Annotated in this window: 22 protein-coding genes; 8 read left to right on the top strand and 14 right to left on the bottom strand. The window is 64.9% G+C overall.

The features are described 5' to 3' along the window. Positions 1-79: 79 nt before the first annotated feature. The 8 genes from PVW51_RS11345 to PVW51_RS11310 form a co-directional block, all read right to left on the bottom strand. Positions 80-1,684, bottom strand: a complete 1,605-nt coding sequence (locus PVW51_RS11345) for a carboxyl transferase domain-containing protein (protein WP_274575154.1) — start codon at positions 1,682-1,684, stop codon at positions 80-82. 1 nt (position 1,685) lies between these two features. Beyond that, a complete protein-coding gene (locus PVW51_RS11340; RefSeq protein ID WP_274575153.1) occupies positions 1,686-2,150 on the bottom strand; it encodes a lysozyme inhibitor LprI family protein in 465 nt (154 codons plus the stop codon). Continuing rightward, positions 2,147-3,673 carry an AMP-binding protein gene (locus PVW51_RS11335; protein ID WP_274575152.1) on the bottom strand — a complete coding sequence of 509 codons (1,527 nt, stop codon included), beginning with the start codon at positions 3,671-3,673 and terminating at the stop codon, positions 2,147-2,149. The genes PVW51_RS11340 and PVW51_RS11335 overlap by 4 nt, the downstream gene beginning before the upstream one ends. A gap of 63 nt (positions 3,674-3,736) precedes the next feature. Then, positions 3,737-4,138 (bottom strand): DUF1622 domain-containing protein, encoded by a 402-nt coding sequence (locus tag PVW51_RS11330; RefSeq protein ID WP_274575151.1) that lies wholly within the window; start codon positions 4,136-4,138, stop codon positions 3,737-3,739. A gap of 25 nt (positions 4,139-4,163) precedes the next feature. After that, a complete protein-coding gene (locus PVW51_RS11325; protein WP_274575150.1) occupies positions 4,164-4,448 on the bottom strand; it encodes a hypothetical protein in 285 nt (94 codons plus the stop codon). Between the two features lie 3 nt (positions 4,449-4,451). Then, positions 4,452-5,615, bottom strand: coding sequence for an isovaleryl-CoA dehydrogenase (locus PVW51_RS11320; protein WP_274575149.1), 1,164 nt, complete (start codon positions 5,613-5,615; stop codon positions 4,452-4,454). Between the two features lie 296 nt (positions 5,616-5,911). Continuing rightward, a complete protein-coding gene (locus tag PVW51_RS11315; RefSeq protein WP_274575147.1) occupies positions 5,912-7,105 on the bottom strand; it encodes a DegT/DnrJ/EryC1/StrS family aminotransferase in 1,194 nt (397 codons plus the stop codon). Beyond that, on the bottom strand, positions 7,102-7,776 hold the full coding sequence (locus PVW51_RS11310; RefSeq protein WP_274575146.1) for an HAD-IA family hydrolase: 675 nt from the start codon (positions 7,774-7,776) through the stop codon (positions 7,102-7,104). Before PVW51_RS11310 ends, PVW51_RS11315 begins: the two co-directional genes overlap by 4 nt. Before the next feature lie 129 nt (positions 7,777-7,905). On the opposite strand from PVW51_RS11310, the gene glmU reads away from it, so the two are divergent. The 4 genes from glmU to PVW51_RS11290 are packed head-to-tail and all read left to right on the top strand — an operon-like array spanning position 7,906 to position 12,314. Further along, positions 7,906-9,258, top strand: coding sequence for a bifunctional UDP-N-acetylglucosamine diphosphorylase/glucosamine-1-phosphate N-acetyltransferase GlmU (glmU, locus tag PVW51_RS11305; protein ID WP_274575145.1), 1,353 nt, complete (start codon positions 7,906-7,908; stop codon positions 9,256-9,258). A gap of 2 nt (positions 9,259-9,260) precedes the next feature. Continuing rightward, complete coding sequence (glmS, locus tag PVW51_RS11300) at positions 9,261-11,081, top strand: glutamine--fructose-6-phosphate transaminase (isomerizing) (RefSeq protein WP_269361632.1); 1,821 nt, start codon at positions 9,261-9,263, stop codon at positions 11,079-11,081. Then, positions 11,081-11,635 (top strand): pyridoxamine 5'-phosphate oxidase family protein, encoded by a 555-nt coding sequence (locus PVW51_RS11295; protein ID WP_269361631.1) that lies wholly within the window; start codon positions 11,081-11,083, stop codon positions 11,633-11,635. The genes glmS and PVW51_RS11295 overlap by 1 nt, the downstream gene beginning before the upstream one ends. Beyond that, complete coding sequence (locus tag PVW51_RS11290) at positions 11,610-12,314, top strand: DNA alkylation repair protein (protein WP_274575143.1); 705 nt, start codon at positions 11,610-11,612, stop codon at positions 12,312-12,314. The genes PVW51_RS11295 and PVW51_RS11290 overlap by 26 nt, the downstream gene beginning before the upstream one ends. Positions 12,315-12,816: 502 nt before the next feature. On the opposite strand, the gene PVW51_RS11285 is transcribed toward PVW51_RS11290, so the two are convergent. Then, positions 12,817-13,341 carry a hypothetical protein gene (locus tag PVW51_RS11285; protein WP_274575142.1) on the bottom strand — a complete coding sequence of 175 codons (525 nt, stop codon included), beginning with the start codon at positions 13,339-13,341 and terminating at the stop codon, positions 12,817-12,819. An 85-nt stretch (positions 13,342-13,426) separates the two neighbouring features. Between PVW51_RS11285 and moaA the strand changes: the two genes are divergently transcribed. Genes moaA through PVW51_RS11270 form a run of 3 tightly spaced genes read left to right on the top strand, consistent with a single transcriptional unit; the run spans position 13,427 to position 16,755 of the window. After that, positions 13,427-14,434 (top strand): GTP 3',8-cyclase MoaA, encoded by a 1,008-nt coding sequence (gene moaA, locus PVW51_RS11280; protein ID WP_274575141.1) that lies wholly within the window; start codon positions 13,427-13,429, stop codon positions 14,432-14,434. Positions 14,435-14,441: 7 nt separating this feature from the next. Further along, complete coding sequence (locus PVW51_RS11275) at positions 14,442-15,728, top strand: 3-deoxy-D-manno-octulosonic acid transferase (RefSeq protein ID WP_274575140.1); 1,287 nt, start codon at positions 14,442-14,444, stop codon at positions 15,726-15,728. Then, complete coding sequence (locus PVW51_RS11270; protein ID WP_274575138.1) at positions 15,721-16,755, top strand: glycosyltransferase family 4 protein; 1,035 nt, start codon at positions 15,721-15,723, stop codon at positions 16,753-16,755. The genes PVW51_RS11275 and PVW51_RS11270 overlap by 8 nt, the downstream gene beginning before the upstream one ends. 429 nt (positions 16,756-17,184) lie before the next feature. Here the strand turns inward: PVW51_RS11270 and PVW51_RS11265 are convergent, their stop codons facing one another. The 5 genes from PVW51_RS11265 to PVW51_RS11245 form a co-directional block, all read right to left on the bottom strand. Beyond that, the gene (locus PVW51_RS11265; RefSeq protein WP_269361625.1) at positions 17,185-18,348 is read right to left on the bottom strand and encodes a M20 aminoacylase family protein; all 1,164 of its coding nucleotides are present in this window, start codon (positions 18,346-18,348) and stop codon (positions 17,185-17,187) included. A 101-nt stretch (positions 18,349-18,449) separates the two neighbouring features. Next, positions 18,450-19,616, bottom strand: a complete 1,167-nt coding sequence (locus tag PVW51_RS11260) for a M20 aminoacylase family protein (RefSeq protein ID WP_269361624.1) — start codon at positions 19,614-19,616, stop codon at positions 18,450-18,452. 23 nt (positions 19,617-19,639) lie between these two features. After that, positions 19,640-20,983 carry an NAD(P)/FAD-dependent oxidoreductase gene (locus tag PVW51_RS11255; RefSeq protein WP_274575135.1) on the bottom strand — a complete coding sequence of 448 codons (1,344 nt, stop codon included), beginning with the start codon at positions 20,981-20,983 and terminating at the stop codon, positions 19,640-19,642. A gap of 112 nt (positions 20,984-21,095) precedes the next feature. Beyond that, positions 21,096-22,259 carry an acetylornithine deacetylase gene (gene argE, locus PVW51_RS11250; RefSeq protein ID WP_274575133.1) on the bottom strand — a complete coding sequence of 388 codons (1,164 nt, stop codon included), beginning with the start codon at positions 22,257-22,259 and terminating at the stop codon, positions 21,096-21,098. 84 nt (positions 22,260-22,343) lie between these two features. After that, positions 22,344-24,176 carry an ABC transporter ATP-binding protein gene (locus tag PVW51_RS11245; RefSeq protein ID WP_274575132.1) on the bottom strand — a complete coding sequence of 611 codons (1,833 nt, stop codon included), beginning with the start codon at positions 24,174-24,176 and terminating at the stop codon, positions 22,344-22,346. Positions 24,177-24,484: 308 nt separating this feature from the next. Here PVW51_RS11245 and PVW51_RS11240 point away from each other — a divergent pair, with 308 nt between their 5' ends. Beyond that, entirely contained in the window at positions 24,485-26,197 is a 1,713-nt protein-coding gene (locus PVW51_RS11240; RefSeq protein ID WP_269361620.1) for a peptide ABC transporter substrate-binding protein, read from the top strand. Positions 26,198-26,309: the final 112 nt, after the last annotated feature.

The raw sequence follows: 26,309 nt of genomic DNA, 5'->3' as shown, positions 1-26,309 counted from the left end.
GCTGCGGGGGCAGCGCCCCCTGTGCACAGGCGGTGCATGAACAGGGCACGGCCCCTGACCGGCAATGCGCAATCCATCCTCACATCCGGAACACGCCAAAGCGTGTCGGCTCGATCGGCGCGTTCAGGCTGGCCGACAGGCTCAGGAACAGCACCTCCCGGCTCTTGCGCGGGTCGATGATGCCATCGTCCCACAGCCGCGCGGAGGCATAGAGCGGATGACTCTGTTCCTCGAACATGTCGATGGTGGGCTGCTTGAAGGCGGCCTCTTCCTCCTCGGTCCAGGTCTCGCCCGCCCGCTCCATCGCATCGCGTTTCACGGTGGCCAGCACCCCCGCCGCCTGCGGCCCGCCCATGACCGAGATCCGGCTGTTGGGCCAGGTCCACAGGAACCGCGGGCGATAGGCCCGCCCCGACATGCCGTAATTGCCGGCACCGAAGGAGCCGCCGACCAGCATGGTGATCTTGGGCACATTGGTGGTGGCCACCGCCGTCACCATCTTGGCCCCGTGGCGCGCGATGCCCTCGTTTTCGTATTTGCGGCCCACCATGAAGCCGGTGATGTTCTGCAGGAAGACCAGCGGGATATTGCGCTGGCTGCACAATTCGATGAAATGCGCGCCCTTCTGGGCCGCTTCCGAGAACAACACCCCATTGTTGGCCACGATCCCGATGGGGCAGCCCTTGAGATGGGCAAACCCGGTCACCAGAGTCTCACCAAAGCGGGATTTGAACTCGTCAAAGCGGCTGCCGTCCACCAGCCGGGCAATCACCTCGCGGATGTCATAGGGCGTGCGCAGATCGGCAGGCACCACACCCAGCAGTTCCGCCGGGTCATAGGCGGGCTCCTCCGGGCTTTGCCATTGAACGGTCGCGGGCCGGGTCCGGTTGAGCTGCGCCACCGCGCGGCGCGCAAGGCTCAGCGCATGGGCGTCATCCTCTGCCAGGTAGTCGGCCACACCGGACAGGCGGGTATGCACATCGCCGCCGCCCAGATCCTCGGCGCTGACCACTTCGCCCGTCGCCGCCTTGACCAGCGGTGGCCCGGCCAGAAAGATGGTGCCCTGTTCCTTGACGATGATCGTCACATCCGACATCGCGGGCACATAGGCCCCGCCTGCGGTGCAGGACCCCATCACCACGGCAATCTGCGGTATCCCCTTGGCCGACATCCGCGCCTGATTGTAGAAAATCGCGCCGAAATGGTCCCGGTCCGGAAAGACCTCGTCCTGGTTCGGCAGGTTCGCGCCGCCACTGTCCACAAGATAGACGCAAGGCAGATGGTTCGCCTCGGCAATTTCCTGTGCGCGCAGGTGCTTCTTGACCGTCATCGGGTAATAGGTGCCGCCCTTCACCGTGGCGTCATTGCACACCACCATGACCTCATGGCCCTGCACCCGGCCAATGCCCGCGATGACGCCGGCGCAGGGGGCTGCGCCACCGTAAAGCCCATGTGCCGCTGTTGCCCCGATTTCGAGGAAGGGCGATCCGGGGTCCAGCAGGTTCGCCACCCGTTCCCGCGGCAGCATCTTGCCCCGGCTGGCATGGCGCGCGCGCGACTTCTCGCCGCCGCCAAGGGCCGCCGCCTCCGCCGCGGCCGCGACGGGTTCCAGCGCCTTGAGATGGGCGGCTTCATTGGCCTTGAAGGCTTCGGAAGACGGCAGAGCCTGAGATAACAGTTTCACATCAATTTCCCTTCATGTCGCGCAGCTCCAGCGAGCGCCGGGCTGTCATCACCAGCATGCAATTGGCATGGACGATGCTGCGGATCGAACCGTCCTGCCAGCGCGCGTAATCCAGCGCGCATTCCGCATCGCGAAAGGCGATCCAGGCCCGTTGCGCCGTCAGCAGATGGTCCTTGAGCGCCGGGTCCTGCGCGCCCAGCGCCGTGCGGGTGCTCTTGTATTCTTCGTTCAGGATCGCATCCCAGACCGCTGTTTCCGCCTGGATGCACTGGGTCATGCCCATGGTGGTGTCAAAACCCTGATCCTGGCAGCTGTTCGATGCGGCCCCCAGGCAATCGGGAGAGATCTCTCCGATCGGGGTCTGCGCGAAACAGGACCGGACCGTGCCACTGTCGACCTGCTGCGCCCAGGCGCCACCGGACCAGAGCCCGGCCCAGAACATTGCCATGATAACCATCCGTCTCATTGCCGGGTCTCCTCTGTCGCCATCTGTTTGAGCATGCGTCGGATCACCTTGCCGGTGACCGTCATCGGCAGTTCCTCAAGAAAGGTTATTTCCCTTGGATATGAATAGCTTGCAAGCCGTTCCCTGACCCAGTCCTGCAATTCGGACGCGGTCACCTCGGCCTTGTCCTTGCGCACCACATAGGCCTTCACGATCTCGGTGCGCAGCGCATCGGGCTTGCCCACGACGCCGCAGGTGGCCACGCCCGGATGGGTCAGCAGGCAATCCTCGATCTCCGCCGGGCCGATCCGGTAGCCGGCAGAGGTGATTACATCGTCCTCACGCCCCACAAAGCGCAGGAAATCGCCCTCCCACCGGCCCCGGTCCCCCGTCACCAGCCAGTCGCCGCGAAACTTCTCGGCGGTGGCTTCGGGCCGGTTCCAGTATCCCAGCATCATGGAGGCCGATCCGCGCCGCACGGCCACGTCACCCTCGCCCTCACCCTCAACCGGCTGGCCTGCATCGTCGATCACCGCCACCTCATGCCCCGGCACCGCCTTGCCAATACAACCTGCGCGGGCGGGATAGTCCACCCCGCAGCTTGACGCGACCATATTGCATTCCGTCTGGCCGTAGAATTCGTTGATCTGAAGGCCGAATGCACCCTGCCCCCAGGCCAGCATCTCGGCCCCCAGCGGCTCGCCCCCGCTGGCGACAGAGCGCAGGCCCGGCAGCGCCCGGTCTGCGGCCTTGAGCATGCGCAGGGCCGTCGGCGGAAAGAAGACGTTGCGCGCATTGCCGCGCGCGATGACATCGGCGCAGCCTTCGGGGGTGAACTTGGCCATCCGCGCGGCCACGACGGGCACGCCCAGCGCAAGCCCCGGCATCAGCACATCGAACAGCCCGCCGATCCATGCCCAGTCGGCGGGGGTCCACAGGCAATCATCCGGCTGGCCAAGGTGATCGTGGCTGATCGCCACGCCCGGCAGATGGCCGGTCAGGACCCGGTGGCCATGCAAGGCCCCCTTGGGCGTGCCGGTGGTGCCGGAGGTATAGATCAGCACGGCAGGGTCATCGGGCCCGGTATCGACAAAATCCACGGGCGCACCGTCAATCCCGACTTCTCCAGCGATCCAGGGTTCTGCCAGCCCACCAAGCAGAACGGCCCCTTCCGGGTCCGTCAGCACGATCTCGCATCCCGCGTCGCCTGCGCGGGCGGCCAGGGCATCCTGTTTGAACAGCTTGAACAGCGGGACAGAGATTGCGCCGATCTTCCAGATCGCCAGATGCGCCGCCGCACACCATGGCCCCTGGCTGAGCAGCACGCCCACCCGATCCCCCGGCGCGACACGCGCCATCAGGGCGCGCGCAAGGCCATCCGTCATCCGCGACAGTTCCCCATGGCTGACATCGCGCCGCACCGGCCCGGTCAGATCGACGATCGCCAAAGCATCAGATGGCCTGGCGAGACATTGCGCGGCCATGTTCAGCCGGGTCGGCAGATCCCAGGTGCCATCCGCTCGCAGCCCTTGCAGATCACTCATCTGCGATGCTCCGGCACTGGAGATCCGGCAAGGCCCCAATCGGCCTGTGGCAGGTCGCTGAGGTCAGTCATTTCCCAACTCCTTTTGAAGTTGTCCAAGCTCCCGATCCAGGAAGAAGGATGTGATCGAGCGGATGATCACCAGCAAAAGCAGGAATATCAGGTCGGTAAACCGCAGGCTGAGCGCGGTGTGGATCACGTCGGAGACGATGAACAGCTCCAGACCGGCCAGGATATAACGCCCCAGTTCGACCCGCTCACGGTTGGTGCGGCGCACCCGGTCGGCCCCCCGGCGCGCAATCTCTGCCTGGGTCACCCCCAGGATGAAGCGCGCGGCACCGACCAGCAGCAGCGCGATGGCCGCCAGATCAATGAAGGTGGCGCACCATTCCAGCACCACGACAAGACCGTGGAGGTGCCCATGCAGAATTCCGCTCTCTGCCTTGAGGTCGATCAGGCTGTCCATTCCGTTTGCTCCCTTGATACGTCCGTCATGCATCGGGCCCTTCCGGCAGGAAGATCAGCCGCCCCGCGCGGTCCACGGGATAGATCGCCACATCCCCGCAATGCACCTCGATCCAGACCTGCGCACTGCGGCCCGGCACGGCAACACAATCGGACTTTTGCCCGCCATGCTCGGCCACATATCGTGCGGCGAAATGGTCGATCACATCCGTCTCCGTCATATGCGCGGCGATCCAGCCCTGCCGGAACAGCAGCAGGCCCGCCAACAGGGTCAGCACCGCCAGAGGTGTCCACCACAGCCAGCGCGGCATCGCCTAGCCCATCGCCGCCATCATCTCGCGGCCCACCAGCATCCGCCGGATTTCCGAAGTGCCGGCCCCGATCTCCATCAGCTTGGCATCGCGGAAGATGCGCGCCACGGCCGTGTCGTTCAGATAGCCCGCACCGCCCATCGCCTGCACCGCCTGATGCGCCTGTGTCATCGCCTGTTCCGATGCGTAAAGGCAGCAGGCCGCCGCGTCCTGACGGGTCACGTCACCCCGGTCACAGGCCTGTGCCACGCTATAGACATAGGCCCGGGCCGAGTTCATCGCCGTGTACATATCCGCCAGCTTGCCCTGCATCAGCTGAAAGTTCCCGATCGGCTGACCGAACTGCTTGCGTTCGCTCACATAGGGCATGACCTCGTCCAGGCAGGCCGCCATGGTGCCAAGGCCGATGCCCGCCAGCACGACACGTTCGTAATCCAGCCCCGACATCAGGACCGCCACGCCGCGCCCCTCTTCGCCCAGCACGTTCTCGAAGGGCACTTCGACATCGTCAAAGACCAGCTCACCGGTGTTCGATCCGCGCATCCCCAGCTTGTCCAGGTGGTGCGGGGTGCTGAACCCCTTCATGCCGCGTTCGATCAGAAAGGCGGTGATGCCCCTGGACCCGGCCTCCGGGTCGGTCTTGGCATAGACCACCAGGGTCTCTGCATTGGGCGCATTGGTGATCCAGTACTTGTTGCCCGACAGGCGGAAATGATCGTTGCGCTTTTCCGCGCGCAGCTTCATCGACACCACGTCGCTGCCTGCCCCCGCCTCCGACATGGCCAGCGCACCGACATGTTCGCCGGTGCACAGCTTTGGCAGGTATTTCGCCTTTTGCTCCGGTGTGCCGTTCAATTTGATCTGGTTGACGCAGAGGTTCGAATGCGCGCCGTAGGACAGAGAAACGGAAGCCGAGGCGCGGGCGATTTCCTCGACCGCGACGACATGGGCAACATAGCCAAGGCCGGAACCGCCGTAATCTTCCTCCACCGTCATGCCCAGAAGGCCCAGTTCGCCCATCTCGGTCCAGAGTTCGGGCGGAAAATCGTTTTTGGCGTCGATCTGCGCCGCCATCGGTTTGACCCGTTCCTGTGCCCAGCGGTGGACCATCTCGCGCAGTGCCGCGACATCTTCACCCAGATCGAAACTCATACTCGCGTTAAACATCGTCGCCTCCCCCAAGGTCATTTATTGAACGCACGTTCATTACCTACGCCCCGCCCGTGGTTGCGTCAAGCCTCTCTGCTTCTGTGACGCGGCGCCCCTCCCGGTGGCAGGACCCGGGCAGCACAGCAATGCAGGCAAAGGATACATCAAGGGCAAAGAATCCGGGAAGGAATTCTGGGACCGGATAGCGGACCTGCGGGCCGGAGTTTGGGGAACGCCCCGCGTCTTTGACCCGGGGTGAGTTTGCCGCTGTCCACCAGGTACGGAGCCAGCCCGGAGCCTTCCCGCCGCTGGTCTCAGGCCTTTTGAAACACCGCGCTTACTTCCGCACGGATGATCCGCGCGATCAGCGCGCAATCGTCCAGCGAGAATGTCAGCGGCACCCGCATGTCGACAATCCCCGCCAGCACCGCATCGCTGGCGGGCATTTTCTCGGACGCCACGTAGCGCCATGAATCGTAGCGGCTGGTAAAGCCCACCGGCTCCGCCGCGCCGAACCATTTCAGCTCAACCCCCCGCGCCAGACAGCGGCGCAGAACGTCCCTCACCGCGCCCGCCTCCCAGCCTGCCAGCAGGAACTGTATCGAAGAGCCCACGATGCTTTCCTCAGCAGGCCTTTCGATCACCGTCAGACCCGGCGTGTCGCGCAGCCCCGCCTCGATCGCGTAATAGCGTTCATTCCAGCGCGCACACTGCCGGTCCAGATCGCGTAGCTGGGGCCGCAGGATCGCGGCGCGCAGATTGTCCATCCGGCCCGACACATTGGGGGTCTCGTAGCGGATCGTCTCGAAGGTTTCTTTCGGCGGCCCCGCGCGGTGGCTTTCATAGAGCATGTAAGAGCCCGAGAGCATCACCGCCCGGGCGGCGACCTCAGGATCGTCGGTCACCAGCAGCCCGCCTTCGCCTGCGTTCATATGCTTGTAGGTCTGGCAGGAATAGCACCCCACCTTTCCCTGCGTGCCGGAGGGTACGCCTTTCCAGGCGGCCCCCATGGTATGGGCACAATCCTCGATCACCGTGATGCCATGGGCATCGCAAAGCGCCATCAGCGCCTCCATATCGGCAAGATGGCCGCGCATGTGGCTCAGCAGCAGCACATCGGCCTGACCGGCCTTTGCCGCCAGATCCTCCAGATCAATCACCAGCTGCGGGGTCACGCCCACAAAGACCGGCTGCGCGCCCACGGCGGCAATCGCGCCCGGCACCGGGGCCAGGGTAAAGGCATTGGTCAGCACCCTGTCCCCCGGCCTGACACCAACCGCCCGCAGGGCCGTTCCCATGGCATAACCGCCGGAGGCCACCGCAAGGCAATAGCGCGCGCCGACCTTGGCTGCGAATTCCTGTTCCAGCAGGACGGTCTGCGCCACCTCGCCGGGGGCCGTGTTGTAGCGGTGCAACCGGCCCGAGCGCATGACGGCAACCGCCGCCTCGATCCCCTCTTCGGGGATCGGCTCCTGCTGGGTGAAACTGCCGCTGAACACCTCCGTCACGCCGCGGCCCCCACCAGGCCCAGGATGATGTCATGCAGATCGTCGTAATGGTTCAGCAGGGCCTCGGGCTCCAGCGCCGCCATATCGCCACCTGCCGGGCCGAAGGTGACCAGCACGCAGGGCACGCCCGCATTGCGCGCGGTGTTGCGGTCGGTGTCGCTGTCCCCGATCAGCACACAAAGCGCCGGATCACCCCCGGCGCGGCGCGCGGTCTCGAACAGATGTTCCGGGTCGGGCTTGCGCACGGTCAGGGTGTCGGCCCCCAGCATCGCGTCGAACCTGTCGCGCACCCCCAGCCGTGTCAGCAGCGCATCGGCCAGCCCCTCGGGCTTGTTGGTGCAGATCGCCACGCGAAAGCCTGCGCGTTTCAGCCTCGCCACAGCCTCCATCGCGCCGGGATAAAGCGTGGTATGGGTGTCGATGTTGCGGGCATAGGCCTCCAGCAGCTTGGGATAATAGGCGTTGATCGCCTCCTGATCGTCCGAGCGCCCGAGCCGCCCCAGCCCCAGTGTCAGCATGGCGCGCCCGCCGCGCAGGGCGGTGCCGGCATCGGCCACCGGGTCCAGCAGATCGCCTGCTCCCATCTCCCGGAAACAGGCATTCGCCGCCGCGATCAGATCACCGCTGGTGTCCGCAAGTGTCCCGTCCAGATCAAAAACAACCGTCTTCATACCACCCCCGTCTGCGCGGTTCCCCGCCCGCTCTTGTTGCAAGCCGCAACCTATCTTGATGCCCGCCACCCTTGCGCCTTTGTGCGTAGGGGGTAAAGAGAATGCAAGGTAGAGCATAAAGAGAACGATATGAAAACGTCACTGATCATCCTTGCCGCAGGCAAAGGCACACGGATGAATTCGGACCTGCCCAAGGTCCTGCACACCATCGCGGGCGAGCCGATGCTGATCCATGCCATGGAAGCCGGCCGCGTGCTGGAACCGGAACTGACCGTCGTCGTTGCAGGCCACAGCGCCGACCAGGTGCGCGCCGCCACCCTGGCCCATGACCCCGATGCAACCGTGGTCGAGCAGCAAGAACAGCTTGGCACCGCCCATGCGGTCGCCCAGGCCCGTCCGGCGCTGGCGGATTTCGACGGCATGGCCGTGGTGCTTTACGGCGATACCCCCTTTATCCAGCCCGAGACGCTGGAGCGGATGCAGGCCGCGCTTGACCACCACGATGTCGCGGTCCTGGGGTTCCAGGCCGCCGATCCCGCCCGCTATGGCCGGCTGGTGATGCAGGGCGACACATTGGAACGGATTGTCGAATTCAAGGACGCGACAGAGGCGGAGCGCGCGATCACCCTGTGCAACTCCGGCGTGGTCGCCGCACGGGCCGGCCTGCTGTTCGAGCTGATCGACGGGGTCGGCAATGACAATGCCGCCGGTGAATATTACCTCACTGACATTGTCGGCCTGGCCCGCGCGCGCGGTCTGAGCGCCACCGCGGTCACCTGCGACGAGGCCGAGACCATGGGCGTGAACTCCCGCGCGGATCTGGCCCTGGCCAATGCCGCCTTCCAGACCCGCGCCCGCGCCGGTCTGCTGGAAGATGGCGTGACCCTGATGGCCCCCGAAACCGTCTATCTGGCGCGCGACACCTATATCGGACGCGACACGCTGATCGAACCCAACGTGGTCTTTGGCCCCGGTGTCACGGTCGAATCCGGTGCCACGATCCGCGCCTTTTCCCACCTCGAGGGCTGCCATGTCTCGCGCGGTGGCATCGTCGGGCCCTATGCCCGCCTGCGCCCCGGTGCCGAACTGGCCGAAGACGTGCGCATCGGCAACTTTGTCGAGATCAAGAATGCCCAGGTGGCCGAAGGGGCCAAGATCAACCACCTCAGCTATGTCGGTGACGCCTTTGTCGGTGCCGGTGCGAACCTTGGCGCGGGAACGATCACCTGCAACTATGACGGGGTGATGAAACATCACACCCATATCGGCGCGCGCGCCTTCATCGGCTCCAACACCATGCTGGTGGCCCCGGTCAGCATCGGCGAGGGCGCGATGACCGGCTCAGGCTCCGTCATCACATCGGATGTGGAACCCGACGCCCTGGCCCTGGCCCGTGCGCCACAGGTCGAAAAACCCGGCATGGCGCGGAAATTATTCGAAATGTTGAAGGCCAAAAAGGCCAGAACCCAGCGAGGCAGCTGATTATGTGTGGAATTGTAGGGGTCCTGGGCAACCACGAAGCAGCGCCCATTCTGGTCGAGGCACTGAAACGGCTCGAATACCGCGGCTATGACAGCGCCGGGATCGCCACCCTCAACCACGGCAAGCTCGACCGCCGCCGCGCGGTGGGCAAGCTGGTCAACCTCAGCGATCTGCTGGTGCATGAGCCGCTGGCCGGAAAGTCCGGCATCGGCCATACCCGCTGGGCCACCCATGGCGCGCCCACCGTGACCAATGCGCACCCGCACCGTGCAGGTGGCGTGGCGGTGGTTCACAACGGCATCATCGAGAACTTCCGCGAGTTGCGCGAGGAACTCGCAGGCCACGGCGTCAATTTCGTGACCGAGACCGATACCGAAATCGTGGCCCTGCTGACCCAGCATTACATGGCACAGGGTGCCGCCCCGGTTGCGGCCGCCAAACAGGCCCTGTCGCGGCTGACCGGTGCCTTTGCGCTGGCCTTCCTCTTCGACGGGGAGGATGACCTGATGATCGCCGCACGCAAGGGCTCGCCCCTGGCCATCGGCTATGGCACCGGCGAGATGTTCGTGGGCTCCGACGCCATCGCCCTGTCCCCCCTGACCGACCGGATTTCCTATCTGGAGGAAGGCGACACCGCCGTCATCACCCGCACCTCGGTCGAGATCACCGACAGCACCGGTGCAGCCGTGCAGCGCCCAGTCAAGACCATCCAGATCGACAGCACCCGCATCGACAAGGGCGGCCACAAGCATTTCATGGCCAAGGAGATCGCGGAACAGCCCGGCGTGCTGGGCCAGGCCCTGCAACATTACATCAGCAATGACGGGCAGATCCACCTGCCGGGGGCCGGGCTCGATTTCACCGGGATCGAACGCATCACCATGGTTGCCTGCGGCACCGCCTTCTATGCCTGCCTGACCGCGAAATACTGGTTCGAACAGATCGCGCGCATCCCCGTCGAAGTCGATGTCGCCTCCGAATACCGCTACCGCGAACCCCCCATCACCTCCGGCACCCTGGCGATTTTTGTCAGCCAGTCGGGCGAAACCGCCGATACCCTGGCCGCCCTGCGCTATTGCGCGGGCAAGGTGGATACCATCGCCTCGGTGATCAACGTCCCCGAAAGCTCCATCGCCCGCGAAAGCGACCTTGCCCTGCCGATCTATGCAGGTGTCGAGGTTGGTGTCGCCTCCACCAAGGCCTTCACCTGTCAGCTGACGGTGCTCTTCATGCTGGTGCTGAAAGCCGCCCGCGACCGCGGCCTGCTGGACACCGCCGCAATGGCGGACCACATCCTTGCCCTGCGCGGCCTGCCATCGGTGATCAACAGCGCGCTGGAACAGAACCAGGCCATGCGCGACACCGCCTACAAGCTCTCGACAGCCCGCGACGTGCTCTTCCTGGGCCGTGGCCAGATGTACCCGCTGGCGCTGGAAGGCGCGCTGAAGCTCAAGGAAATCAGCTATATCCATGCCGAAGCCTATGCCTCGGGTGAGTTGAAACACGGCCCCATCGCCCTGGTGGACGAAGAGGTCCCGGTGATCGTCATGGCCCCGCGCGACGCGCTTTTCGACAAGACGGTCAGCAACATGCAGGAAGTCATGGCGCGCAAGGGCAAGGTGATCCTGATCTCGGATGCCAGGGGTCTGGCCGAGGCCAGCGAAGGCACCTGGGCCTGCATCGAAATGCCCACCATCGCCGATGCCCTGGCCCCGATCCTCTATGCCCTGCCCGCACAGCTTCTGGCCTATCACACGGCGGTGGCCAAGGGCACCGATGTGGACCAGCCCCGCAACCTCGCGAAATCGGTGACCGTGGAATAATGGCAAAGCAGTTTGACAGCATCACCGAAGACCACAGAAAGTTCATCGAGGCGCAGCACATGTTCTTCTGCGGCAGCGCCGCCGAGACGGGCCGCGTGAACATCTCGCCCAAGGGGATGGACAGCTTGCGCGTGCTTGGCCCCCACCGGATCATCTGGCGCAATCTCACCGGATCGGGCAATGAAACCGCCGCACATCTGGCGCGCATCAACCGCATGACCCTGATGTGGTGCGGGTTTGAGGCGCGTCCGATGATCATGCGCGCCTATGGTTCCGCCCGCACCCTGCATCCGCGCGATGCGGCGTTCGACGCCCTCAATGCGCATTTCCCGCCCGATCCCGGCGCGCGGCAGATCTACGACATGACCGTGGATCTGATGCAGACCAGCTGCGGCTATGCGGTGCCCTTCTATGAGCACAAGGGCCCGCGCGAGGTCCTGCACCATTGGGCCCGCGACAAGGGGCCCGACGGGGTTGCCACCTATTGGCAGGACCGCAACCAGCACAGCATCGACGGGCTGCCCACGCATGTTCTGGCCGACCCCGATGCATGAACCCTATCTGGCCGCGCTTGAAGAACTGGCCGACCCCGACCGCGCGGCCCAGATGCGCGCCTATCACAAGGCGGACCGCCGCTACCTTGGCCTGACCAATCCCCGGATCAACGATCTGACCCAGACCTGGCGCAGCGAGACCGATGCCGAAACCCGCGTCGCCATCGCAGACGGACTGTGGCAGACCGACATCTTCGAGGCGCGCCTCGCCGCCGCCAAACTGCTGACCCAGGCGCGCATCCGCCCAGATGACACCCCCGCATGGGATCTCATCATCTCCTGGACCCCGGATTTCGACAGCTGGGCGATTGCCGATCACGCCTGCATGGCCGGGGCCAAACGCCTGACCGCCGATCCCGGCCGCCTTGATACGGTTGCGACCTGGGTCACCTCAGATCACATGTGGACCCGCCGCGCCGCCCTTGTCTCCACGCTCCCCTGGACCAGGCAGAACCACCCGAAACCGCAGGAACTGGCCGACCGCGACCGTATCCTGGGCTGGGCCGCAACCCTGGTGACCGATCACCAGTGGTTCATCCAGAAAGCCATCGGCTGGTGGCTGCGCGACCTGTCGAAACACGATGCCCCCCGCACCCGGACCTTCATCGACACCCACGGTGCCGCAATGAAACCCTTCGCGGTAAAGGAAGCCCTGCGCCACCTGAAGAAAACCACCTGAAACATCCCTGGTCTGGCGCCGCCCTTGCTTGAGCACGTCAGGGCGCCAGCCGACCGGATTGCCAGGCACAATCGCCGAGGGGCCCCCGCAGGGGGAGACGGCTATTGTGCTTGGGAAGACGGGCGGATGGTGCCATGAAAGAGATCAATCAAGGGTGGCACCAGACTTTCCTGGGATGGTGGGCCCGCAGCGAAAATCCATAATGTAACCTGCGCGCAGCGCAGTCCTTCGGATCACGCTAGGCTCTGGACCCATTAATCTTACATGCCCAGTTTGACAGATTTTTTCGCAGACCAGGAAAATCTGCGCAAGAATAGTGGTTCTATTCCAAGCAGATGTGACGCAGGCTGCGGGAAAATCCGTCAAACCCGAAGGGCGGCGATTTCGCTTCATTTCAACGTCTTGGGTCGCTTGCAAATAGAACCACTATTGGCTGCACGCCCCAAACCTTTGAAATTTCGTGAAATCGCCGCTGAGCACGTAAGATTAATGGGTCCAGAGCCTAACCCTCCAGCGCCACCTCGACCTCTGTCAGCTCCGTCAGGGAGGCACCGATCAGGCGCAGGGCCGACAGCGACATCTGGCTGCCCGCCGTCGCGGCACCGCCCAGCGGAATCAGCGTCACCGCCGAGGATTTCCCCGTCGCCGGATTGGTCACCCGCCCCTTGGCCTCCGCCGCCACCAGGGGTGTCTTCAGCCACAAACCCGGCTGGGTCGGATCCCCCAGAGCCGCCACCGTTGTGCCCAGCACCCGGCCCCCGGCCGCCGCGGGCACAGCCGCCGCGGCACGCTGTTCCGGCGTGGTGGTGTCCAGCGCCTCGGCCGAGCGCGCCGCAGGCGGTGGCGGCGGTGCCGCCGTGGCAAGGTCAAGCGTTGGCACCTCAGCCGGATCAGCAGGGACAAAAGGATCAATCGGACCTTCCTGCGCAGTGCCACCCGCCTTGCGCCCAAGGCCAAAACGCTCGGTCACGGCGGCACAGCCCGCCACGCCCAGTACCAGTATCGTCAGGATCAGAATTCTTTTCATGACCGCAGGCTACCGCCCGCCCGCCCCTACATCAATCTGAGAAATGCCGCTTGCGGGCTTACCGGCGGGCGATTACCTATAAAGCATGAATGCTCCATTGATCGACCCATTCGCCCGCGCCATCACCTATCTGCGCGTCTCCGTCACGGACCGCTGCGATTTCCGCTGTGTCTACTGCATGTCCGAGAACATGACCTTCCTGCCCAAGAAGGAACTGCTGACGCTGGAGGAACTGGACCGGCTCTGTTCCACCTTCGTGGGTCTCGGGGTGCAAAAGCTGCGCATCACCGGGGGCGAGCCGCTGGTGCGCAAGGGCATCATGACCTTTTTCGACAGCATGACCCGTCACCTCGACGCGGGCACGCTCAAGGAGCTGACGCTGACCACCAACGGCAGCCAGCTGGAACGTTTCGCCGGGGATCTTTACGCCGCCGGTGTGCGCCGGGTGAACATCTCCCTCGACACGCTGGATGATGCCAAATTCGCCGATATCACCCGCTGGGGCCGCCTGCCCCAGGTGCTGCGCGGCGTCGATGCGGCGCAAAAGGCGGGGCTGCGGGTCAAGATCAACGCCGTGGCCCTGAAAGGTTTCAACGAGGAAGAACTGCCCGCCCTCACCCGCTGGTGCGCCGAACGCGACATGGATCTCACCTGGATCGAGGTCATGCCGATGGGCGACCTGGGCAATGAGGACCGCCTGGGCCAATACTGGTCCCTCAAGGATGTCCGCGCCCGCTATGCCGAAGAATATACCGTCACCGATCTGGCAGAACGTTCGGGCGGCCCCGCCCGCTATGTCCGGCTTGAGGAAACGGGTCAGAAGATCGGCTTCATCACGCCGCTTTCCCACAACTTCTGCGAAAGCTGCAACCGCGTACGCATCACCTGCACCGGCGAGATCTACATGTGCCTCGGTCAGGAAGACGTGGCCGATCTGCGCGCGCCCCTGCGCGCCCACCCCACCGATGATGCCCCGCTCGAAGCGGCAATCCGCGCCGCCATCGACCGCAAGCCCAAGGGCCATGACTTCGACTATTCCCGCCAGCAGCTCGACGGGCAGATGCCCCGGCACATGAGCCACACGGGCGGCTGAGCCCGGCATGGCCCCGCTGCTCTACCGCCTCTGGGTGGGGGCCAGCATGGCGCTGGTGCCCTTTGCGACCTGGGCTGTCACCCGCAAGCTGCGCCGCGCAGGCGTGCCGGTGGTGCGCTGCCACGAAAAGCTCGGCCATGCCACCGAACCGCGCGACCCCGACGCTGCGCTGATCTGGTTCCATGCCGCCTCCGTGGGCGAGACCCAGGCGGTGCTGGCGCTGATCACCCGCATGGGCGTGGCGCTGCCGCAGGCACAGTTTCTCATTACTTCGGGCACCGCGACCTCCGCCACCATGGTCGCCCGCCGGATGCCGCCGCGCTGCGTGCATCAGTTCTCGCCGCTCGACGCGCCCGGACCCCTGCGCCGCTTCCTGCGCCACTGGCGGCCCGATGCGGCGCTCTTTGTGGAAAGCGAACTCTGGCCCCAGATGCTGCGCCGCACCCGTGCCCAGGGCGCGCGGATGGCGCTGGTCAACGCGCGGCTCTCGGCCAGATCCATCGCCAACTGGCGCCGCTTCCCGAAAACCGCGCGCTATCTTTTCGAGGTCTTCGACCTGATCCTGACCCAGAACGATGCCATGGCCAAAGCCATGGTCGAGATCAACGCCCCCGCCGACCGGGTCGCCCGGGGCATCAACCTCAAGTCGCTGGCAGGCCCCCTGCCGCAGGACGAGGATGCGCTGTTCGAGGCGCGCGCGGCCCTGGGTCATCGTCCGGTCTGGATCGCCTCCTCCACCCACCCGGGCGAGGAGGAGACCGTGCTGGCCGCCCACAAGTCCCTGCTGGAGCAGCACCCCGACCTCTGCCTGATCCTCGTGCCGCGCCACCCCGAGCGCGGGCAGGATGTGACCAATCTGATCGCCGGGGCGGGCCTGAGCCTGACCCGCCGCACCCGTGGGGACATGCCCGGCGGGCAGGTCTTTCTTGCCGATACGCTGGGTGAACTCGGCACCTGGTACGCGCTTGGCGATATCGTGTTTCTGGGCGGCTCCCTGCGCCCCATCGGCGGGCACAACCCGTTTGAGGTCGCCCAGGCCGGGGCGGCGGTGCTCTCGGGCAACCATGTCGCCAATTTCGCCGAAACCTTCGCCGAGATGGAGGCGCGCGGCGCCGCGCGTCTGGTGGCCGACGCCGGGGACCTCGCACTGCGGGTCGGCGCGCTTCTGGACGATCCCGCGGCACTGGAAGCCGCCAAAGCCGCCGCCACGGCGTTTACCCGGGACCGGACCGACATGCTGGACGGCATCGCCACGCGGCTGATCAAGGCGCTGGAGCTTGCTCCCGGTGCCTGAGCTTTTCGTCACCAATTACAATCCGAATTTCACCGGCGTCTCGGCGACAGCGGCCAATGTGATCCGCCAGCAGATGCAGCACCATGACCTTGCGCTGGTGGGCCGGCCCTTGCCCGGCTGCCCCGACCCGCTGACGCCTGCGCAGGCCCATCTTGCCTGCCGCCAGGGCGCGCCGGAAAACCGGCCTTTCGCGATCTGGCATGTGCGCCGCAACCCCGAGATGCGCAGCGCCATCTGGCTGCGCGATATGCGCCGCGCGCCGATCCGCATCGTCTTTACCTCTGCGGCGCAGCGGCTGCATTCGGCCTATCCGCGCTGGCTGATCAGCCGCATGGATGCGGTGATCGCCACCACGGACAGGGCGGCGGAATTCGTCCCCCACGTCCGCGCCGTGGTTCCGCACGGGGTCGATACCGATCTCTTCACCCCGGCATCCGACCGCGCCGCCGCCTGGCGCGCCCTGGGTTTCGGCGGCAGCCGCGGGATCGCCACCGTGGGGCGCATCCGACCCGAAAAGGGCACGGATATCTTTGTCGAGGCAATGCTGCGCTTCCTGCCCGATCACCCCGATGTCACCGCCCTGGTGGTCGGCCGCGCGGGCGGCAAGTTCGAAAGCTATCTGACCGGCCTCAGGAACAAGGTCGCGGCGGCAGGGCTGACCGACCGCCTGCGCTTTGTGGGGGAGATGCCGGCCCCCGACCTGCCCGCCCTGATGCGCGCCCTGTCGCTGGTCATGCAGCTGCCCCGCTACGAAGGCTACGGCATGGTCCCGCTCGAAGGTCTTGCCAGCGGCACGCCTTTTGTGGGCAGCGAGGCAGGCTATTACCGCAGCTTTTCCGATGCGGGCAAAGTCGGCACGATTGTGCCCCTCGACAACGCCGAAGCGGCCGCAGCCGCCGCCAGGGACCTGCTCGACCGAACCGACATGATCGCCGGGGCCGCACGCGAGACCGCCCTGACCCGCTTCAGCGCCCGCGCCGAAGCGGAAGGGATCGATGCGGTCTATCAATCGCTCTGGCAGGGCTGACAAGGGCGCGCCGAATGGCTTGAGCGCGCATCCCCCGCTTGTTTAGGCCAAGACAGCCGGAACGACGCGAGGCGCTCTGGCAGCCGGGCCCGGAACAAGCCGAAGGCGCCGGGCCATCGCCTGCCCGGCCGTCGCACCGAAGGTGCGCCCTTGATCGTCGGCATGCCTTTGGCATGACGGGCAGGCGCTATGGTTAGGCTGGTCGTGCCACCGATGGGATTCATCATGGCTGAGAAATAAAGTGGCATGAGCAAGGTCGGCATCGCCTACCCCGGGCAGGCGATGGCCCGGCTTGTGCCTAATCTCGGGGTTCGGAGGGCCTCAATCCTGCCCTTAGCTGCATTATCCATGAATGACCGCTGGGCATCTGCCCCCGCCTGCGCCCCTTGTGTGGCACGGGACGGACCCATGCCCGCCCCGCGCTGACAATCAGGCCGCTGGCATCCGCTGCTCGACGATACCCGCCCACCAGCTGCAGCCCGCCGGGATCGCCTCGTCGTTGAAGTTGTACATCGGGTGGTGCACCATCGCGCCATCGCCATTGCCCACCAGAATATAGGCCCCGGGCCGTTCCTCCAGCATGAAGGCGAAATCCTCGCCCCCCATGACCAGCGGCGCCTCGTCGCACTGGCCCGACACGCTGCGCGCCACTTGGGCGGCGAATTCGGTCTGCTCGGGATGGTTCACCATCACCGGATAGTTGCGCTTGTAATCCACCGTGGCCTTGGCACCAAAGCTGGCGGCAATGCCCTCGCAGATCTCCGTCACGCGTTTTTCCGCCAGATCGCGCAGATCGTTGCTCAGGGTGCGCACGGTGCCCATCAGGTTCACCCGCTGCGGGATCACGTTGAAGGCCTTGGAGGAGGATTCGATGGAGGTGATCGAGACCACGATATTGCCGATCGGATCCGCATTGCGGCTGACGATGGTCTGCAGCGCGGTGATGATATGTGCGGTCACAACCCCGGTATCAATCGTCTCATGCGGCTTGGCCGCATGGCCGCCCAGCCCCTCGACCTCGATCTTCAACAGGTCGGTGGCGGCAAAGAACGGGCCGGTGCGGATGCCGAAACTGCCGGTGGGCATGCCCGGCCAGTTGTGCATGCCATAGACCTCCTGGATGCCCCAACGCTCCATCATGCCGTCGTCGCACATGACCTTGCCGCCGCCGCCGCCCTCTTCGGCAGGCTGAAAGATCACCACGGCGGTGCCATCGAAATTGCGGGTCTCCGCCAGATATTGCGCCGCACCCAGCAGCATTGCGGTATGGCCGTCATGGCCACAGGCATGCATCGCATTCGCCGTCTTGGAGGCGTAGTCGAGCCCGGTCTGCTCGTGAATCGGCAGCGCATCCATATCGGCGCGCAGCCCGATCACCTTGCCCGACGCGGTGGTCTTGCCCTTGATCACGCCTACAACCCCGGTGCGCCCGATCCCCTCGACCACCTCGTCACAACCAAAGGCGCGCAGCTTTTCGGCGACCGTGGCCGAAGTGCGGTGCGTCTCGAACAGGATTTCGGGGTGTTCGTGCAGATCTCGTCGCCAGGCGGTAATGTCATCATGCAGTTCGGCAAAGCGGTTCTTGACGGGCATCGGGTTTCCTTTTCGATGGTTTGGGGCACGGGGCCGCCACGCGGGTCGGCAGCGTGCAAAACGTCCGGCAGATGGGCGAACCGCCCACCTTTCGCCTTGGTCTATCCCACCGGCATCCGGGTTTCCACCAGTTCGGCGAACCACGAACAGCCCGCCGGAATCGCCGCATCGTTAAAGTCATACGCCGGGTGGTGCAGCGAGGCGCTGTCACCATTGCCGATCATCATATAGGCCCCCGGCCGCGCGTTCAGCATGTAGGAGAAATCCTCCCCCGCCATCACAGGCGGCAGATCGCGGATCACGCCGGGTGCCACCTTTTCGGCCATGTCGGCGGCGAAATCGGTCTGGTCGGGGTGGTTCACCGTCACCGGGTAGCCGCGCATGTAGGAGATCTTTGCCCCGCATTGATAGGCCGCTGCGGTATGGGTGACGACGTCGTGAAACCGCGCTTCGGCAAGGTCGCGCACCGCCTCGTCGAGCGTGCGCACCGTACCGCGAAGCCGCACCGACTGGGGCAAGACGTTGTGGCTGTCCGTATCGCTCTGCACCGTGGTGACAGAGACCACCACCTGTTTCACCGGATCCACATTGCGCGACGCGATGCTTTGCAGCGCCACGATCACATGCGCCGCCGCAAGGTTGCTGTCCGCGCCGTTATGCGGGGCCGCCGCATGGCTGCCGCGGCCTTCGATAATGACCTCGAATTCATCCGCCGCCGCCAGCAGAGCGCCATGCCGGATCGCGAATTCACCTGCCGGGAAGTCCGGTATGTTGTGCATGCCGTAAACTTCCTGGATGCCCCATCGGTCCATCAGGCCGTCCTTGACCATCTCGTTGCCGCCGCCGCCGCCTTCCTCCGCTGGCTGAAAGATCAGCACGCAGCGGCCGTCGAAATTCCGTGTCTCCGCCAGATACTGCGCCGCGCCCAGCAGCATCGCGGTATGCCCGTCATGGCCGCAGGCATGCATCTTTCCCGGCACCTTGGAGGCATAGTCCAGCCCCGTGGCCTCGGTCATCGGCAGCGCGTCCATATCGGCCCGCAGCCCCAGGGTGCGCCCGGAGCTGTTGCTGCGCCCCTCGATCACCGCGACCAGCCCGGTCTTGCCGATCCCGGTGGTGATGTCGGTAATGCCGAAGCTGCGCAGCTTCTCCTCGACGAATTTCACCGTCTCATGCACATCGAACAGCAATTCCGGGGTCTCGTGCAGATGCCTGCGCCAGGCTGTGATCTCGGCATGGGTCTCGGCAAAGCGGTTCTTGATCGGCATGGCAGGTCCTTTGCAGCAATGGTTCAAAGAGGCGGCAGTCTGATCGCGCTCCCATCGGTGAATCGGCTGGCGCGGAATCTGCTCAGATCATGGCCCAGCTCGCCGCCTGTGACCAGAGCGGCCAGGCACCGCCCGACCCCCGGCCCGATGCCAAAGCCGTGGCCCGACATGCCGGTGCCGATCACCAGCCCCTCGATGTCGGGGCTGCGGTCGATCACCGGCACGATGTCCGGCATGGTGTCGATCATGCCCGCCCAGGCGGCCTTGACCTTCACCGGCCCCAGTTCGGGATACCGCGCCTCAAAGCCACGGCAGGCCCGGCTCACCAGCCGCCGGTTCGGCGCCGGGTCCAGAATGCGCATCCGCTCGAAGGGGCTTTCCTCCGCACCGCTCCAGCGCCGCGGCGTGCCCCAGGCGTCGGGATAGCCGCGGGGTGCCGCCGGGCTGTAGCTCTGGTCGAAGGGGGCTGCACGCAGCTGCGGCAGGTAATGCGGCAGCGCGCGAAAGGCGTCCGGCCCGATGAAAAGCTCGGCCCTGCCGCTGCCCGCAAGGGTATATCCCCCATCCTCGCGCCGCCGGAAAGCCAGCCCGTCGTCCGCCGCGGCACCGGCATGTACATCCGCCAGGGGTTCCGTGGCCACCACGGTTTCGCGCACCGACAGCTGCGGCAGGGAAATACCGTGATTGCGCAGGAACAGCGCCGACCAGGCGCCGCCTGCCAGCACCACCTGCGCGCAGGCAATGCGGCCCGTCTCGGTCAGAACGCCGGTGACGCGCCCCGCCGCGAGATCCAGCTGCCGCACCGCGCAGTTCTCGACAATGCAGACCCCGGCGCGCGCGGCGATCCCCGCCAGCACCGGCACCGCCAGCCAGGGCTCCGCCCGCATGTCCGACGGGGTGGTCATGCCCCCCGCATAACGTCGCGTCAGCCCCGGGAACATCACCGCCACCTCTTCCGGCGACAACATGCGGGTGTCCAGCCCCTGCGCCGCGGCGATCCCGGCCCAGGCCTCGTAGCTGGCCAGCGTCTTGCCGGTCTCGGCCAGATAGGTCACCCCGGTCTGGCGCAGACCGAAATCTTCGTTGGTCCCGGCCGCCAGATCCTGCCAGAGCCGCCGCGCCTCCATCATGATCGGCAGCTCCGCAGGGTCGCGGCCCTGCTGGCGGATCCAGCCCCAGTTGCGCGAGGATTGCTCGCCCGCGATGCGGCCCTTTTCCAGCAGCGTCACCCGCTGCCCCGCCCGCGCGAGGTAGAGCGCCGCGCAGACCCCGATGACCCCGCCGCCGATCACCACCACATCCGTGTCGGGGGGCGGCGGCCCGGGATAGACCACCGGGTTGCGCATCGAAATCGGGAAACCCTTCATGCCTGAACACCTCGTGCCGGGGCTGGCGACCCCCCGGCTTCTTTTGTCAAAAATACACCAAGGCAACGCAGCCCCCGGCCAGCCGGTCACGCGGGCGCGCCACTGGCGTTGCTCAGCCGCCCAGCCGCGCCACCAGTTTCTTCATGAAATCATGGCCCGCCTCGAACTGGCTGACCTCGATGAATTCATTGGGCTGATGGGCCTGGTCGATGCTGCCGGGGCCGCAGATCACGGCGGAATAGCCCGCCTCCTGAAACTGCCCCGCCTCGGTGCCGTAGCTGACCTTGTGGCTGGCGTTGTCGCCGGTGATCTGGCGCACCAGTGTCTCGGCCTCGCCTTCCGTTTCGGGCTGCAGCGCGGGCACGTCGAATCGCGGCGTGACCGAGATATAGGTCTCCGGCACCACGGCCTGCATCTGCTTTTCCACCGCGCGCACCTTCTTGAGGTAAGCGGTGCCCCAGGCATCCTTGTCCTCACCCGGCACCACGCGGAAATCCATCGCGAAATGGCAATCCTTGGCGGTGATGTTATGCGCCGTCCCGCCCGAGATCATGCCCACATGGGCCGTGGTGAAGGGCGGGTTGAACATCGCCGCCAGCTCGGTCGGCTTGCGCTCCATGTTCTCGGTGTTCATCTCATTGGCCCATTCGATCAGCTTGGCCCCCGCCATGATCGCATTGACGCCGGTATGCAGCAGCGAGGAATGCACCTCGAAGCCCACCACATGGGTGTCGAACCCGGTGCCGCCCTTGTGGCCCGTGACCGCCTGCATCGACGAAGGTTCGCCCACGATCACCGCGCTGCCCTTGGGCAGAACCGGCTGCATTGCCTCGATCATCGGCGGCGCGCCGGTACAGCCGACCTCTTCGTCGAAACTCAGCGCAAGCTGCAGGGGGCGGGTGACACCGGCATATTTCGCCTCCACCAGCGCCCAGAGCGCCAGCGCATCGAATCCCTTCATGTCGCAGGTGCCGCGGCCATAGTATTTGCCGTCCCGCTCGACGACGCTGAACGGATCGCTGTCCCAGGGCTGCCCGTCGATCGGCACCACATCGGTATGTCCCGACAGCACCACCGCGCCTTCCACCCAGGGACCCACATGGGCAAAAAGCGCATGTTTGGGCTGTTCGGGGTCGATGTAGCGATGCGATTCGATGCCATGGCTGCCCAGATACGCCGCCACCCAGTCGATCAGCGGAATATTGGTATCGCGGCTGACGGTCGGAAAGCTGACCAGCTTTTCCATCAGTTCAAGGGGAGAAAGGCGGTCGGTCATGATGGGTCCATTCGTCGAAGGCCCCTTTTCCCGAAAGGGAAAGGGGGCGCGTGGTCGGGGATAACCGGTGGCTGTCCCGGCAAGTCAGTAGCCGCTGTCCGAGGTCAGCACCAGATGTCCCGGCTCCACTTCCCGGTATTCCGAGGGGCCCGCGACATAGTCGACCGGACGGATCGGCGAGGGAATCGGTTTGAAGTTCAATTCGCTCTCTTTCTTGCGCTGGCGGGGGTCCGCGACCGGCACCGCCTTCATCAGGGCCTGGGTATAGGGATGCTGCGGATTCTCGAAAACGCGGGCGCGCGGCCCCAGTTCCACGATGCGCCCCAGGTACATCACGCCGACCTGATGGCTGACCCGTTCGACCACCGCCATGTCATGACTGATGAACAGGAACGACAGTCCCAGTTCGGCCTGCAGTTCCATCATCAGGTTCAGCACCTGCGCCTGAACGCTCACGTCCAGCGCACTGACGGCTTCATCCGCGATGATCAGCTTGGGGTTCAGCGCCAGCGCACGGGCAATCGCGACCCTCTGGCGCTGACCGCCCGACAACTCATGTGGGAAACGGCGCATGAAGCTGCGCGGCAGTTCAACCCGGTCGAACAGCATCTCGACCCGTTTGCCGACATCGCCGCCCTTGAGCGTTCGGAAATTGTGGATCGGCTCCGCCACCTGGTCGGCCAGCTGCATCTGCGGGTTGAGCGAGGCGAAGGGATCCTGAAAGATCATCTGCATGTCCAGCCGCGCGGTGCGCAGATCGCGCTGGTTCAGCGCCATGATGTCCTTGCCGTCAATGTTGATCTCGCCCGACAGCGGCTCCACCAGCCGCAGGATCGACCGGCCCGCAGTGGATTTCCCGCAGCCCGATTCCCCCACCAGGCTCAGGGTCTGCCCCTTGTTGATGGTAAAGGACAGATCCTCCACCGCATGGACATTGGCCACCGTGCGGCGCAAAAAACCGCCCGTGACCGCAAACCGCGTGGTCAGGTTCTTGACCGTCAGCAGGGTCTCGTTGGTGCCCTTGATCGGCTTGATCTCCTGGCCCCTGGTCCCCAGCAGCTTCATCGGCTCCGGATAGGCCTTGCCGGTCATCTCGCCCAGCTTGGGCACCGCCGCCAGCAGCGCCTTTGTATAGGCGTGCTTGGGGTTTTCGAAGATCTCCTCGACCGTCCCCTCCTCGACCTTGAGACCGCGGAACATCACCACCACGCGGTCCGCCATCTGGGCCACCACCGCCATGTCATGGGTGATGAACATCACCGCCGTGCCGGTCTCGCGCTTGAGCCGGTCCATCAGCGCCAGAATCTCCGCCTGAATCGTCACATCCAGCGCCGTGGTCGGCTCATCCGCGATCAGCAGGCGCGGCTCGCAGGCCAGCGCCATGGCGATCACCACACGCTGGCGCATGCCCCCCGACAGCTCGTGCGGATATTGTTTCAACCGCCGCTCCGGCTCGGGGATGCGCACCTGTTTCAGCAGCGCCAGCGCCCGTTCCTCCGCCTGCGCCCTGCTGAGGTTCTTGTGCAGGCGCAGCCCTTCGGTCATCTGGCGGCCCACCGTGAAGACCGGGTTCAGCGCCGTCATCGGTTCCTGAAAGATCATCCCGATCTCATTGCCCCGGATGCGGCGCATCAGCGCCTGATCGGTCTGGGCGAGGTCGATCTCGCCGCCCTCCGAGCGATTAAAAAGCAGGCGCCCGCCCGCGATTTCACCGCCGCCATACTCGATCAGCCGCATCAGCGACAGCGAAGACACCGATTTGCCGGACCCGGATTCGCCCACCACACAGACCGTTTCGCCCGGATTGATGTCAAAACTGACATCTTCGACCCCGACAACCGGCCCATCCTTGGTCTGAAATTCGACACGTAGGCCCTTGATCTGTGCGATTGGTGACGTGCTTGATTGATCCAGCATGTTTTCCCCCGGTGAGCTCCGCGAATGCAGTTGCCGAACGCTAAGGCCAATCCGAACCTGCGTCAAACCACTGTCGCCCGAAGACGGTTGAAATTGCTGTCGGCAAATCTCGGGACTTGCATTTCTTCGAAAACCTGTTTCGATACTGCGCATGCGCTCCGGGGGACGGACCCGCACTTCTTTGGTATTTACCCTAGTTTACGCAAGGTTAGAGACCATAGTTAATCCGGCCTTCGGGTGGCAAGACAAGACGGGCACAACCCCGTAGCAGAACGCGGCGCACCAATGCGTCCAACAAGGAGTATAAAATGAAACTGAGAACCATACTGATGGGTGCAATCGCCACAACGGCCTTTGCCCCCCTCGCGCTGGCCGATGGCGAGCGCGGCAGGGACGGCGAGGTCAAGATCATTTATTGGCAAGCCCCCTCCATCATGACCCCCTATCTGTCTGGCGGCACAAAGGATCTCGAAGCGGCCAGCCTGGTGATCGAACCGCTCGGCCGCTATGACGAAACCGGCGCACTGGTGCCCTTCCTTGCGGAAGAGATCCCTACCGTCGAAAACGGCGGCGTCAGCGAAGACCTGAAATCCATCACCTGGAAGCTGAAAGAGGGCCTGCTGTGGTCCGACGGCACGCCGGTGACATCGGCAGACGTCAAATTCACTGCTGAATACTGCATGCACCCCGAAGGCGGCTGTGCACAGGGCGCGAAGTTCGATGGGGTTGAATCCATCGACATCATCGACGACCTGACGCTGACGGTGAATTTCTCCGAAGCCAAACCAAACCCCTATGGCCCCTTCATGGGCGCGCAATCGCCCATTATTCAGGCAGCGCAATTCGCCGAATGCCTTGGCCCCAAGGCCCCCGAATGCACCGAGGCCAACTTCAACCCCATCGGCACCGGCCCCTTCATGGTCACGGATTTCCGTCCCAACGACGTGATCCAGCTTGAAGCCAACCCGAACTACCGCGATCCAAGCAAGCCCGCCTTTGCGTCCGTGACGTTCAAGGGTGGCGGCGATGCCGTCGCGGCGGGCCGTGCCGTCATGGAGACAGGCGAATACGATTACGCCTGGAACATGCAGCTTGCCCCCGATGTGCTGGCCAAGATGGCCGAAGCAGGCAAGGGCAAGCCGATCTCGGCCTTCGGGACGCTGGTTGAGCGGATCGAGATGAACATGACCGATCCTTCCCCCGACCTGCCGGAGGGCGAACGTTCCACCGTGGCGCATCCGCACCCGATCCTGTCGGACTTCAAGGTGCGCAAGGCGCTCTCCATGGCCATCGACCGCGAACTGCTTGTCGAAGTGGGCTATGGCCAGGCCGGTCGCCCGACCTGCAATCTGGTGCCGGCACCGGCGCTCTATGCCTCTGACAACACAGAATGCCTGACGCAGGACATCGAAGGTGCCAAGGCATTGCTGGAAGAAGCGGGCTGGACCGACACCGACGGTGACGGCGTGCGCGACAAGGACGGCAAGAAACTGTCTCTGCTGTACCAGACATCGACCAACGCCGTCCGGCAGGACTTTCAGGCGCTGATCAAGGATTGGTGGAGCCAGATCGGCGTGGAAACCGAACTGCGCAACCTGGATGCATCCGTGTTCTTTGGCGGTGATCCCGGTTCGCCCGACACCTTCCAGAAGTTCTATGCGGACGTGGAAATGTACGCCAACAACTTCGACGGCACCGATCCGCAGGCCTATCTCTCGCAGTATCGTTGCGGCAACGAGCCCAAGCCAAGCAGCCAGTGGCAGGGTGAGAACATCAACCGCTTCTGCTCGGAAGAATACGACGCCCTGCTGGACGAGTTGTCCCGCACCGGCGAGCTGGACAAGCGCGGCGAGATCGCCAAGCAGCTCAACAACATGTTAACCAAGGACACGATGACCATCGTGCCGCTGGTGGACCGTGGCCGTGTCTCTGCCGCGTCCAACACCCTGGGCGGTGTGATCCTGAATACCTGGGATTCCGAACTGTGGAACGCAGCGGACTGGTATCGCATCAAGGAATGATGTAACCGGCGGGGCGCGCAGCAATTGCGCGCCCCTTTCCGGTCGCTTTCCATCGCGGTTTGCGGCTCCTGGACCCGACCCGCATACCCTCCCTAAGACCGATAAGAAAAGG

This window comes from Sulfitobacter sp. PR48 (genome assembly GCF_028807335.1).
In the GTDB taxonomy this organism is placed as follows: domain Bacteria; phylum Pseudomonadota; class Alphaproteobacteria; order Rhodobacterales; family Rhodobacteraceae; genus Sulfitobacter.
This window is presented reverse-complemented; position numbering and strand designations above follow the sequence as displayed.